Source organism: Kocuria sp. SM24M-10 (assembly GCF_001027955.1).
Classification (GTDB): domain Bacteria; phylum Actinomycetota; class Actinomycetes; order Actinomycetales; family Micrococcaceae; genus Kocuria; species Kocuria oceani.
The window spans coordinates 1-12,048 of sequence record NZ_LDNX01000059.1 but is presented as its reverse complement, the minus strand read 5'-3'; the positions used below and the strand labels follow the sequence as shown (position 1 = coordinate 12,048).

The 12,048-nt window shown below is 66.6% G+C and carries 16 protein-coding genes; 14 read left to right on the top strand and 2 right to left on the bottom strand.

The genetic code is table 11. The features are described from left to right. Positions 1 to 40: 40 nt before the first annotated feature. Together ABL57_RS22650 and ABL57_RS07200 are read right to left on the bottom strand one after the other, a co-directional pair. Positions 41 to 547 (bottom strand): hypothetical protein, encoded by a 507-nt coding sequence (locus tag ABL57_RS22650; protein WP_203225568.1) that lies wholly within the window; start codon positions 545 to 547, stop codon positions 41 to 43. Continuing rightward, positions 535 to 1,653, bottom strand: coding sequence for a transglycosylase SLT domain-containing protein (locus ABL57_RS07200; RefSeq protein ID WP_047802782.1), 1,119 nt, complete (start codon positions 1,651 to 1,653; stop codon positions 535 to 537). Before ABL57_RS07200 ends, ABL57_RS22650 begins: the two co-directional genes overlap by 13 nt. 118 nt (positions 1,654 to 1,771) lie before the next feature. On the opposite strand from ABL57_RS07200, the gene ABL57_RS23510 reads away from it, so the two are divergent. The 14 genes from ABL57_RS23510 to ABL57_RS22645 all read left to right on the top strand — a co-directional run bounded on the left by ABL57_RS23510 (position 1,772) and on the right by ABL57_RS22645 (position 11,923). Then, positions 1,772 to 2,098, top strand: a complete 327-nt coding sequence (locus ABL57_RS23510) for a winged helix-turn-helix domain-containing protein (RefSeq protein WP_047802781.1) — start codon at positions 1,772 to 1,774, stop codon at positions 2,096 to 2,098. A 344-nt stretch (positions 2,099 to 2,442) separates the two neighbouring features. Next, complete coding sequence (locus ABL57_RS21180; protein ID WP_082157287.1) at positions 2,443 to 2,661, top strand: hypothetical protein; 219 nt, start codon at positions 2,443 to 2,445, stop codon at positions 2,659 to 2,661. Positions 2,662 to 2,856: 195 nt separating this feature from the next. Next, positions 2,857 to 4,017: a hypothetical protein gene (locus ABL57_RS20660; RefSeq protein WP_152683305.1), complete on the top strand. Its 1,161-nt coding sequence runs from the start codon at positions 2,857 to 2,859 to the stop codon at positions 4,015 to 4,017. Between the two features lie 691 nt (positions 4,018 to 4,708). Beyond that, a complete protein-coding gene (locus ABL57_RS07185) occupies positions 4,709 to 4,957 on the top strand; it encodes a hypothetical protein (protein ID WP_152683304.1) in 249 nt (82 codons plus the stop codon). Between the two features lie 649 nt (positions 4,958 to 5,606). Next, positions 5,607 to 6,047 (top strand): LexA family transcriptional regulator, encoded by a 441-nt coding sequence (locus ABL57_RS07180; protein WP_047802779.1) that lies wholly within the window; start codon positions 5,607 to 5,609, stop codon positions 6,045 to 6,047. A 24-nt stretch (positions 6,048 to 6,071) separates the two neighbouring features. Further along, positions 6,072 to 7,331 (top strand): Y-family DNA polymerase, encoded by a 1,260-nt coding sequence (locus ABL57_RS07175; RefSeq protein WP_047802778.1) that lies wholly within the window; start codon positions 6,072 to 6,074, stop codon positions 7,329 to 7,331. A 288-nt stretch (positions 7,332 to 7,619) separates the two neighbouring features. Continuing rightward, positions 7,620 to 8,411 carry a ParA family protein gene (locus tag ABL57_RS07170; RefSeq protein ID WP_047802777.1) on the top strand — a complete coding sequence of 264 codons (792 nt, stop codon included), beginning with the start codon at positions 7,620 to 7,622 and terminating at the stop codon, positions 8,409 to 8,411. A gap of 182 nt (positions 8,412 to 8,593) precedes the next feature. Further along, positions 8,594 to 8,785, top strand: coding sequence for a hypothetical protein (locus ABL57_RS07165; protein ID WP_047802776.1), 192 nt, complete (start codon positions 8,594 to 8,596; stop codon positions 8,783 to 8,785). A gap of 510 nt (positions 8,786 to 9,295) precedes the next feature. Next, positions 9,296 to 10,189, top strand: a complete 894-nt coding sequence (locus tag ABL57_RS07160; protein WP_047802775.1) for an ArdC-like ssDNA-binding domain-containing protein — start codon at positions 9,296 to 9,298, stop codon at positions 10,187 to 10,189. Between the two features lie 76 nt (positions 10,190 to 10,265). Beyond that, positions 10,266 to 10,523, top strand: a complete 258-nt coding sequence (locus ABL57_RS07155) for a glutaredoxin domain-containing protein (RefSeq protein WP_047802774.1) — start codon at positions 10,266 to 10,268, stop codon at positions 10,521 to 10,523. A 130-nt stretch (positions 10,524 to 10,653) separates the two neighbouring features. Then, positions 10,654 to 10,995 carry a hypothetical protein gene (locus ABL57_RS07150; protein WP_047802773.1) on the top strand — a complete coding sequence of 114 codons (342 nt, stop codon included), beginning with the start codon at positions 10,654 to 10,656 and terminating at the stop codon, positions 10,993 to 10,995. Between the two features lie 85 nt (positions 10,996 to 11,080). Next, a complete protein-coding gene (locus tag ABL57_RS07145; RefSeq protein WP_047802772.1) occupies positions 11,081 to 11,308 on the top strand; it encodes a hypothetical protein in 228 nt (75 codons plus the stop codon). Between the two features lie 35 nt (positions 11,309 to 11,343). Then, positions 11,344 to 11,760: a hypothetical protein gene (locus ABL57_RS07140; protein WP_047802771.1), complete on the top strand. Its 417-nt coding sequence runs from the start codon at positions 11,344 to 11,346 to the stop codon at positions 11,758 to 11,760. A 22-nt stretch (positions 11,761 to 11,782) separates the two neighbouring features. Further along, positions 11,783 to 11,923, top strand: a complete 141-nt coding sequence (locus ABL57_RS22645; RefSeq protein ID WP_203225566.1) for a hypothetical protein — start codon at positions 11,783 to 11,785, stop codon at positions 11,921 to 11,923. Positions 11,924 to 12,048: the final 125 nt, after the last annotated feature.

The window sequence follows — 12,048 nt, the reverse complement described above, 5'->3', positions numbered from 1 at the left end:
CCTGATCAGAGGGGCATTTCTGCGTCACGGCACCCGCTTGTCACCCAAGCTCATCGGTGGATCGAGGCTTATCCGGTGCCACGTCCCGAGCCGCGTCCCCGATCGCCGCCACCGCCCGAGCCTCGCTGTAGGCCCGGTGCTCGGAGGGCTTCAACCAGGCGCCCTGCGAGGAATTGCGCTGCGGCTCGATCTGATTGGCCGCCCACTCCTCGGACATCAACGGCTTGGCGCGGATCGCCGCGGCCGTCTCGGTACGGTCGGTGGCCGTGTCCCAGGAGTGCAGCATCAGCGCGGCCGTGTGCGCGGTGGACTCCACATCGGCCCGGTCCGCATCCCCCGGCACCGGGAACGTGCCATCCCCCGGCACCGCCGGGGTCGCCGGGACAGTAGGGGTGCTGGCAGTGCTGCCGGAAGCGGCCGCACTCGTGGGAGAGGTGGTGGCCTGCTGGGACGTCTGCTCAGCGCCCGCCCCGCAGCCCGCCAGGGGCAGGGCGCACAGGACCAGGACAGCACTCAGACGGCGACGGTGGCGGATCATCTCGGCCACGCTCCCTTCTCTTTGAGGATCGGTTCAGGGTCGATGTTGTAGCCCTCGTAGGGGAAAACGACGTCCGGGGCGGACGGCTTGTAAATCTCGAAGTGCAGGTGCGTGGCCACCGCTCCCAGACCGGCCCGGTTGCCCTCGGTGCCGATCACGTCCCCACGGGAGAGCTTCTGGCCCTTCTTCACCGCATAGGAGTTCAGGTGGCAGAAGGCGAACCCGAAATCGGGATCATCGCCGTTCTCCTTGGCGATCACGCACCCGTCCTCGTTGTTGAACCCGGTGATGCGCAGATCGGTCGGCGCGATCACCGGACCTCCCGAACCTGAGCCGGTACCGGGGGTGGCAATATCCACCCCCACGTGGTCCTGCGCCCAGGCAGGCAGACCCGGGACGTTGCGCCGCCCGTAGCCGGAGGTGAACTTCCCGCCCGGCAGGGGTGTGGTCCACTCCCCGTCGCCCAGATCCCCGTCCCACTCCTTGGCACCGGTGGGCACCTCGCAATCCGCGGAGAACTCCACCTGCCCACCGTCGAGGATCGTGGTCACGTACTTCTGGGTCTCCGCGAACGGCGGCACCCCCTTGTACTGGGCCACCGCACCGGGGCCGGCGTTGTAAGCGGCCAGCATCAGGCGCACCAGCTGGTCCGCGTCATCGCCGGCCAGGTCCTTCACCTCATCGCGCAGGGCAGCCATATAGCGCCCATAGGCCGGAATCGCATCCTCGGGATTAGTGACGTCCCCACCCTGGCCGTACCGGGCCCAGGTATCAGGCATGAACTGCGCGACCCCCTGCGCCCCAGCAGAGCTACCAGCGTTGGGATCCCAGTTGGACTCGGCTTTGAGCTGGGCAGCGACCACACTCACCGGCAATCCCGCTTCCTCAGCGGCCGCCTCCACCAACGGGCCCCAACCAGTGGGAACGTTGATCAGCACATCCTTTGACTCTTCGCCGGAGACCACCGCGGCCGGGGCGCAACCATCGGCCGAAGCCTGGGTCTGCGTCAGCACCGCAAGACCCGCCACACCGACCACCGGCACCGCCGTCAGCAAGAGCGCACCCACGGTCACCGCGGTCACCAGGCCACCGCCGCCCTTGGACTCCTCGCTCACACCAACCTCCGGTCCCATCAACAACCATTCAGGGTTATCCTTTATGGAAAGTGTAACCCGTTTTATTCGCGGCGTGCGTCATCACGCTGTATCCGTTTAAGTGAGAGGACAGTGGAGAATGGGACGCATGCCAGCCCCGATCCAACCCCGCGGTCAGAGCGACGCAGTACATGCGGCCGCTGTGGCCCTGGGAAACACCGTGCGCCTCGCGATCATTCACGAGCTCGCGCGGGGCCCCCTCCTCGGCCCAGACCTCATCACCCGTCTCGGCCTGCCCTCAGGGACCGTGGGACCGCACCTGGAGCTCCTTCGAGGCCAAGGGGTCATCACGTCCACTCCGCAACCCGGGAGGGGCCGCCCCACACTTCACACGCTGGATATGGACAGGACCCGTGAGCTGCTGGATATCTGGACCGCGTATCTGCTGAACCAAAACACGCTCTGACCTATCGCGGCACACCACTCCGACACATCTCCCTGAGGCGCTACTGGCCTTGTCGTCCGGCGGACCTTCCCGGGGCACCTACAGCGATGATATGTATGCAAACGACTGCTTCCCAATGTGCACTGCCAGCCTTTCATCGGCCGTGATCAGCGGTGGAAGCAATGCGCAAGGGCAGGGGCAACCGGCTATATCCCCTGTTTTTTGTCCCCGACATAGGGGATAAGCCCCCGGCCCTGCTCGGCTTCACCCAGTGGCTTGGCTAATGGAACCTATGAGTCGGCCATAACTAAGACACACCCCTCGACGTTCTAGCGCTAGCAAAAGCTATGTGAGAGGGTGAGCGCATGAAGGAGTACACACCCCCCAAGCTGTTCGGGCAGCGCGTCGCACTCAACATGCGCGTTAAGCCTGCTCAGCACCGCCGTGTGGCGGAGCGGGCAGCTGCGCTGGGCCTGTCCCAGGCTGACTATGTGGGTGCTCTGGTTGATCGTGATTATGGGCTGCCGAACGTAATTGACGAGCGGCAGAACCAGGAGAAGGACCAACTACCTCTTGACCATTAAATGACTGACGGCCCGCCGTGGTGGGCGGGCCGTCGAAGTCAATCAGCTGTCGCTAGTTTGGCGACCGGGGACAGCTGGTTCAACAGCTAACTGAATGAGACCTAGCAATGAACCCATCACCAGGGGACTGTTGTGCCCCCTAGTGTAGCTGAGACGCGTCACCATGTGGAGTCCTCCCAGCTCCGTGCTGCCGACGTGACGTTTGCCGCTGACCAGGACGAGCACCCGTCCGCCCACAAGTTCCTCTCTCACGCCCGCCGTGTGCGGGTGGAGCAGGAGCGTTCCAGGGCGGTCGTGCTGCGGGCGGTGCCCACGGGTTGCCAGCTTGCCAAGCACGTTGCCGCCTGGCGCCGGGCCGTTCTGGAGCATGCCGGCCTCGAGCAGTTGCGCGCCGATGCCCGGGCGAATCTGCTGGCCGTGGTGGAGATCATCTGCCGCCAGCAGGACCCCGCCTCGCGCACCTGGCGCACAACCTGGGACTGGGTCGCGGAGAAGATCGACCGCTCCCGCTCCACCGTGGCCCGGGTGATCCGTCACCTGCGCGAGTGCGGGCTGCTGGCCGTGGTGGCCACCGGCCGCAGCGCGGGGCGCACCCCGGCCGCCACCGGCCGCACCCGCGGAGAGGCCCCCGTCTACGCGCTCATCCACAACACCGTCCAGCCGGCAGGTGAGCCTGTGGAGATAACTGACACCCCGGTCCCCACGAAGTGGGAGAATCTCTCCCCGCACGCGCGCGAAGAACTTTCCCCGAAGGACGCGGCTACGCCGCGACCGACCCGAAAGCGCGCCGCGCAGCGGCGCGAGGTGGTCGCGGCCCTGAGTCGTCGTACAGCCCCGCTGTGGCCCCGTCATGCGACGACGGAGCCTTTGACAGGGCGGGTGACCCGTCGGGCGCGGAAGGAGACTCAGCGGGCGGCTGCCCTGGAACTCCAGCACGAGGCCATCGTGCTGCGCCAGCTCACCACCGCCCACGTCACCAGCGTGTGCAAGCCGTTCTTCGAAGCCGGATGGACCATCGCCGACGTGCTCACCGCCCTGGACTGGACCCCTCAGGGCACCCGCTACGGCTTCCTCACCGTGGAAGGCATCGACAACCCCGCCGCCTGGCTGGCCGCCCGGATGCGCGCCTGGACCCACCCCGACGGCACCCCCCTGCGGTCCCGCGACCAGCGGATCGCCGCCGAGGCCGCCCAGCGCCGCGCAGCAGCACGCGCGGCCGCCGAACGCTACGCAGCCCGCACAGCGGCCGCCGCGGCCCTCCCCGCGTCCTCTCCCGCCCCGGGCCCCCGCCGGCCGTTCCGGCAACGCTGGGCCACCCAGATCGCAGCCGGCCGCGCCGCCGCACCGCTAGCTTGATCCCGCCCCCAGCACAGGACCCCTCCCATGGCCGAACCTGCCTACCAGGGACCCGCCGGAGTGCTCCCCGGCGGCTCCCTACCCCACCTAGCGCCGGCCGACACACGACTTCACCTTCCACCGCACCACGTACACGAACGCACACGTGTCCTACCCTGGGGACATCGATCAGCAACGGCCAGTACTCCTGCCGCAGATGGACGTATTCCTGCGTGCCACAGGAGTAGATGCTGATCGACGATGTTCCGCCACCTCCCCCGTGCGGGCATCGGACGGGCCCTGCCGCCCCCTCGACTAGGCAGGGCCCGCCCCCTTTTAAGCCAGGCACCCGCTGAGGGAGTCCACCGGGACCACAGCAGCGGCCCTCACGGCACCCGAAAGACCGGGGACGAGCCCCGGCCTTTCGGGTGAGATGCCTTTCACCGACGCCCAGTGTCCTCCCCGTGCTGGCAGTCGTCTACTCCCGTGACCACCGCACCTCGGAAGGCCGTCGATGGAAGCACGAGACGAATCGGTTCAGTTGAACGGTGGACAAACACCAGGCATGAGCCGCGTTTCGATCCGGGAAACGCACTCCCGTACCCTTTTGCTGATGCGACAACGACAAAAGCGGAAGAGTCGTGCATTCCACGCGCGGCAAGGAACCGCCCATGCCTTGGGGGCGCTGGGGGTCCTGGTCATAGGTGTCGCCGTGACCACGGCCGCGCTAGGCGCCATGGTCGGCCCCCCGGTGGACACCCTCCTCAGCAAACGGAAGTCCGAAGCCACCGATGCCCGCGAACAGCTCCAGCACGTGCTGGCCGCAGAGATGAGCTGGCACCATGCGGTGCTGGAAGACCTCGCCCCCACCCCGGCGGCCATGGCCGACACCGACCGCTACGTGGCCGGTGACATCGACCTCGACGAGCTCGCCCGACGCTCCCAAGAACGCCGCGGATAACCGTAATCCACCACCCCGAGAGCAACAGTGGACATCTGGCCCTCTAGGAAGCGTTGCCATTCGGGGCGCAGTATTCATTGAGGTTTGCCTTGATGCCCTCCCCCAGCTACACCACCAACTAGGCGGAACTGCCCGCCGTGAGAGGAGTAGGTGGTTGTTTGCTGCGGTGCTCGGTGTCTAGGTAAGACCCAGTTCCGGCTCCTACCCTGGCTACGTCGATGCGCCGCCTGGAACCTGCTGGACGTGAAAGACAATCCACCGGCAGGCAGGTGCCCTCATCGATGTGCGTCCAGGCTTGGCCGCTTCATGGACGCACGGGGCCCCGCTGAATCCCATGGCGGGGCCCCACCTGCGGCATCGCAGATCACTCTGGTTGCCGGCACCCCCCCACTGCGCGACCGCCCACACCGCCCCGGCGTCCTCTCCCGTGCCTGGCCCCCGCCGGCCGTTCCGGCAACGCTGGGCCGCCCAGATCGCCGCCGGCCAAAACCAAGCCGCCGGCGCCGCCTCGGCGCCGTAGCCGGTCCCCCTTGGCGTGTCCGGTCGGACCGGGAGAATCCGCAGCATCGACACCAGTCAAACCGTATATTTGTACGGGTCTATTGTGTTTATGGACTGAGCTTTAGAATAAGTGTTCTATCCTGGCGGCATGACACACCCAGTACCGCTCACCATTGACCGCCCCGCGCTGGTCTCTGCGGTCCTGGTCCGAGTCCCGGCTGGCTTCCCCTCCCCTGCCCAGGACAGCTTCGACGACGGCCGGATCGACCTCAACGAGGTCCTGATCAGAGACGTCACCTCCACCTACGCATTCCGGGTCACCGGAGACTCCATGGAAGGAGCAGGGATCTACCACGGCGACGAAATCCTCGTGGACCGATCCATCACCCCCAAACACGGTGATGTGGTGATCGCCGTCTACGACGACGAGTTCACCGTCAAACGCCTCCACGTCCACGACCACGGCGTGGTCCTCCACGCCGAGAACCCCGCTTATCCCGACATCACGATTCCCTCGATGACCCAGCTCCAGGTATGGGGTGTGGTGACCTACTCGATCCACCACGTCCACTCCCGGAAACTGCACTAGCCGGGCCAGACAAGGTGATGACCCGTGATTGCCCTGGTGGACGTCAACAATTTCTATGCCTCCTGCGAGGCCCTCTTCGAGCCCTCCCTGGCCGGCAAGCCGCTGGTGGTGCTCTCCAACAACGACGGCTGCGTCGTCGCCCGCTCCCCCGAGGCCAAGGCCCTGGGCATCAAGATGGGCGACCCCTGGTTCCAACTGCGCGCCGACGCCCAACGCTGGGGGCTGGAAAAGCGGTCCTCCAACTACCAGCTGTATGCGGACCTGTCGGAGCGGGTGATGCTGCTGTTGGCCCGCCACGCGAGGGGTCAGGAGGTGTACTCCATCGACGAGTGCTTCCTCCTCCCCCCGGAGGGCACACCCGAGGAGCAAGTGCGGTGGGCGCGCCGGTTAAAAGCCACGGTGGCCCGCAACGTCGGGCTGCCCGTGAGCATCGGGATCGCCAGCTCGAAGACGCGGGCCAAGATCGCCGCCGAGACCGCCAAAAAGCTGCCCGCCACCGGTGGAGTCGTCCACTGGGACCAGGCCCCCGAGGGGTACTGGGACCGACTCCTGGCGGCCCTGCCGGTCACCGAGGTCTGGGGGATCGCCGGGCGGCTGGCCCAGCGGCTGGAGGCGATGGGCATCGAGACCATCGCCGACCTGCGCGATGCCGACCCGGTGGCCATCCGGAACACGTTCTCCGTGGTGCAGATGCGCACCGTGCTGGAGCTCAACGGTTTCCCCGCCATCCCGGTGGAGGACGAGGTCGCGACCAAGCAGCAGATCCTGGTCTCCCGGTCCTTCCCGGACCCCATCTGGGACCCCGAGATCGTCGGAGCCGCGGTGGCCGAGTTCGCCCAGCGAGCCTCCCGCCGGCTCCGGAAGGAAGGCGAGGTCACCGGGCGCTTCACAGTGTTCGCGAGCACCTCCCCGCACCGGCCCGGGCCCGCACACAACGTCTCTACGCACGTGCATCTGGCCGTGCCCACCAATGAACCCGCTCCCCTGGTGGCCGCGGCCCGGGCGGCCCTGGTGCCCAAGCTGGTGCACGGGATGTCCTACATGCGCGCCGGCATCCTCTGCACAGACCTCGCCCCCGAGGGGGCCGTGCCCGTCCTGCCCGGCGTCATCGAACAACCAGCACCCCTCGGTGAGTTGATCGACGCCGTGAACCGTCGCTTTGGCACTGCCACCCTTGCGCTGGGGAGACTCGGCACCAACTCCCCTGCCCCCTGGCGCAATCGGCAGGCCGACCTTTCTCCTAGCTACACCACCGACTGGGCAGAGCTGCGCACGGTCAGCTGAGCACCCATGACCAACCGCGCCACCGTGGATACGGTCCGTACCCCCGTGCCCACATGGGCACCGGGACCCAGCACCCCGCCTGTCCACAACGGCCAGCCCCCTTCCGTTGCAACCTCACCTCTGACCCCGGCCGTCGTGGACAGCCTCCTTCCAGCGTGCGAACCGTAGAACACCCAACACCCCGTGCCTATATGCCATAAAGGCACGATGACATAAGGTGGGAAGGGAAGGGCACATAGGCACCATGCCTATAGGTCATAAAGGCGCAATTGGAAAGGTGGTTCTGGCGTGACTCCTCCGCTCACCATCGCAGTAGCTCAACAGAAGGGCGGAGTCGGTAAGACAACGACTACCGCCAACCTCGCCCACGCCGGCAGCCGCGCCGGCGCCCGAGTCCTCGCTATCGACCTGGACCCCCAAGGCAATCTCACCCGGACTCTCTATGACCAGGAGATACCCGAAGGCCAGCCCATCACCGCCGACGTGCTCACCGAAGATGGGCCCGTTCCACTTGCCGACGTCATCGTGTCCACCGCATGGTCCGGGCTAGACCTGGCTCCCACCGTGGATCGGGACCTTGCTGCCGTCGAGCGGGACCTCACCCAGAATCCGCGCACCCCCGCCAGGGTGAAACTGCTGCACGAGGCCATTCAGGCCAGCGAGGTCGCCGCCGGCTATGACGTCGTGCTCATCGACTGCCCGCCCAATATCGGAGCCCTCACCTTGGCCGCATTGGCAGCCGCCGATCGGGTCCTGGCCGTTACCGAGCCCACCCTTTTCTCTGCTGATGCACTCGTGGAAATCGAGGAAAGCGTGGCTCGGGTCCGCCAGCATTACCACGTGCCCGTGACGCTTTCTGCGGTGCTGGTCAATAAATGGCGATCCAACGTCATTGAAGACCGGCACTGGAGGCTATCCCTGGCCGAACAATTCGGGGACCTAGTGCTGGACCCTCCGGTGCCGCAGCGCGTCATTATCAGCCGGGCCATTCAGGCCGGAGTGTCCCTGAGTCAAATGGGTGCTGACGCCAAGCCAATCGCAGAGCTCTATGACCGTCACTACCGGACCCTCACCGCCTAGGAGATTCACCGATGCCGACCCAGCACGCCCCCAAAGCCTCCCGGCGCCGTCGCAGCGGTGCGGACCCTATCGCGCCCACAGCACCAGAGCAGGAGACGCCCGCGCCGGCGCCTGAACCTGCACCCCAACCCGAAACGCCGCCGCAGTCCACAGCAGCCGTCGAGCAGCGCGACCGTCTCCGCGTGACGGTGCCGAAACCTCTGCTCACCGAGCTGAAAAGGGCCTACGTCATCGACGCCGGCCCCGGCATTTCCTGGTCCGACTGGATCACCGGACTGCTCACCACGTCCCTTGATGACCTGCACACCAAGTACGGCGTCGAGGAGTTCACCGGACCCGGGGTGCTCAGCCCAGGACGTCCACGCAGCCAGTGAGCAATTTGCAGCACCATGCCTATGTGTCACCGTGCCTATTTGTCATAAAGGCACGATGACACATAAAAGGCACCTGGGCGAAGGCCGACCCGAGTAGTTACGGGTCGGCCTTCATCCATTCGCGGCCGCCACCGAAAAAGCAGCGGAGCGTTTCCCATGGTCGCCGGCCTGCGGTTCTCCGGCTGCACCAGCGGCAGTGGGCCGGGTTCTTTCTTCCAAGGACAGACGACGGGATGAGGTGCCCGGCCGGGGCCGCGTACCGAGCTACTGGCGGCGCGTGGAGACCTCCGAAAAGGCTCAGGGCCAACACCCAGCACACACCCGTCCCAAAGCGCCAAAGGGACCCCCGGCGCGCATCCTGGGGCGCGGGGCGCCCCGCGCCTAAAAGCCAAATAAATACCGGCCGCGCGCCACCAAAATACCAGTAAAACCAGAAAAAAGACTTGCCACATTTACGCGGAGGGACTAGTATAGAACTATAAGAAAGACCACCAAGGAAAGGGAAAAATAATGACCACCAAGACCAAGACCCGCAAGACCGCCGAACAGCGCCAGGCCGAGGCAAAGGCCCTGCACGAGAAGCTGACCAACCAGGTCGAGGCTCTGGCGACCTCGGGGGAGTGGCAGAAGTTCCTGGACTACGCCGCCAGCTTCCACAATTTCAGCATCAACAACGTCCTGCTGATCACCGCCCAGTGCCCGCACGCGACCCAGGTCGCTGGCTTCCGTCAGTGGCAGGCCAAGGGCCGCCAGGTGCGCAAGGGCGAGAAGTCCATCAAGATTTTTGGCTACAGCTCCAAGAAGGTCACCGAGAAGAACGAGCAGACCGGAGAGGACGAGGAGAAGAAGATCACCATTTTTCCGATCCTCTCCGTGTTCGACATTTCCCAGACCGACCCCATTGAAGGCGTGGCGGCCCCGGCTCACCCGGCCCGCCGCCTGGAGGGCTCCGACGACGCTGACCTGTACGCCCGCACCGCCGCCTACCTGGAGGGCATCGGCTGGACCGTCACCCGCGAGCCCATCCCGGGGGAGACCAACGGCTACACCACCACCGACGGCACCCGCCGCGTCGTCGTGGAGGCCAACGTCTCCGACGCCCAGGCCGCCAAGACCGCGATCCACGAGGCCGCCCACGTCCTCCTGCACGCCGATGAGGACCACGCCGAATACATCGCCCACCGTGGCATCAAGGAGACCGAGGCCGAGTCCGTGGCCTACATCGTCGCTGGAATTTTCGGCCTGGACACCGCCGCCTACTCCGTGGGCTACGTCGCCGGGTGGAGCAAGACCGACCCCGAGACCATCAAGGCCACCGCCGCAAACGTCCTGCGCGCTACGCACACCCTCACCGAAGCCCTGGACCCCATCGAGGCCGACGAGGACACCGAGCCCACCAGCTGACCAGCCGACCCCGTGCCGGGGGAGGGCCCCCGCCCTTCCCCGGCACTTTCCCCCCAGCACCGAGCAGGAGGCCCCAATGGCTACCGTGACCCTCTACACCGCCCCCCACTGCACCGACTGCACCGCCGCAGCCCAAGCGATGGACCGTAAGCGCATCCCCTACGCGCCGGTCAGCCTGGCCACCGTCCCGGCGTCCCTGGACTACGTGAAGAACCTCGGCCACCAACGCGCCCCGGTGACCGTGATCGAGGACGACCACGGCGCCGTGGTGGACCACTGGAGCGGATACCGCCCCGACAAGCTGATGGGCCTGGCCCGGACGCTGAGCACCTGAACATCAGAGGGGCAGCCCGCCAGCACCAGCGGACCGCCCCTCCCGTCGCCGGCAGCAGCATCCCTCCGGGATACACGCCCCCGCCCGCCGGCACCCGAGGCCACCCCCGCCCCCAGGAAGGACCCCAGCCATGTCCATCACCTACACCCCCGCCACATGCGCCCCGGTCGAGGTCACCGCAGCGGCCCAGGCTGCCGGAGTGCGTCCAGGGTTCCGCGTCGTCATGGCCGCAGACGCCCACGACCGCGCGTGCGCCCTCTCCGAGGACCAGGAGCCCACCCAGGGCACCGCGGCTGTCATGGAAGCCCTCAGCGCCACCCTGGAGGCTCTGATCGGCAAACATCACCGGCTGAGCGTGGGCACCACCTGGACAATCCACACCGGCCACCTCGGGCCGGCCCGCTGGACCGTGCTCGTGGCCGCCGACGACACCCACTCCGCCGACGTCGTTCTCTACATCACCCCGGCCTAGGCCCAACCGGCCGGGGTCCGACCCCGGCCTACGCTGGGATTACCGATCCCGCCGGCTCCCGCGCCCTTCCGAAAGGACCTCCTGAATGAGCCAAGAACTCACCGACGCCCAAGCTGCCGCCCTGAGCAGCTGGAAGCAGTCTCAGGACAAGGCCGAACAGGCGCGCAAGCTCACCGAAGAAGCAGCCCAGGAAGCGCGAGAAGCCGTCACGGCTCTGAGCAGGAACGGCATGAGCCAGAAAGCGATCGCCGCACTACTGGGGATCGGCCAGCAGCGCGTCTCCCAGCTCATCATCCGAACGCCCCGCCCCTGACTCCTAGCGGGGCCACGCCCGTCGAAGGGAACACCATGAGCGTCGAGCCCACTCTCACCTATCAGCTGGACTCCACCACCTATGAGGTGCTGACCGAGGCCCTAGAGCAGCACGCGGCCCATCAGGAGCTCCTCACCCGTCAAACACAGTTCGCCCCCACCACCGAGGACCGCATGACCTTGCTGCACGAGGTCCTGCACGCCGAGGAGCTGCGCCGCACCATCGAAGCCGCCCATAGTGCCGGCCAAGTCAGCATCACCCTGGAGCCGAGCACCTATCAGCTGCTCACCGAGGCACTGTCCGGCTACCACGACGACCAGATGCACGCCGCCGAAGAAGCCACCCAAGAACACGACGACCCCGACGACGGCGACCCCGCCCGCCAAGCGGCCGCCGCCGCCGATCGGCTGCACCTCCAAGCCGTCGAAGCCGCCCACTGCGCTCACCTCTAACACCAAAACCAAGGACACGCATATGAAGATCGTCGGCACTATCCGCCCCGACACGACCGAAGAAGTCTCCGCAGAAGGTCAGGACTACACCGACGCCCGCGAGAAACTGTTGGCGTCCATCCCCAAGGGCTACACCCTCCTGCATGTCCGCCGCGAGAACTGACCACGAGAGGAAGAATCGATGAACCTGTACCGGACCTATCACCACCCGCAGGGCTCGCACTCTTTGCCGGACTACGAAATCCGTGGGACGGGGGTGTACCGGACCTATCACCACCCGCAGGGCTC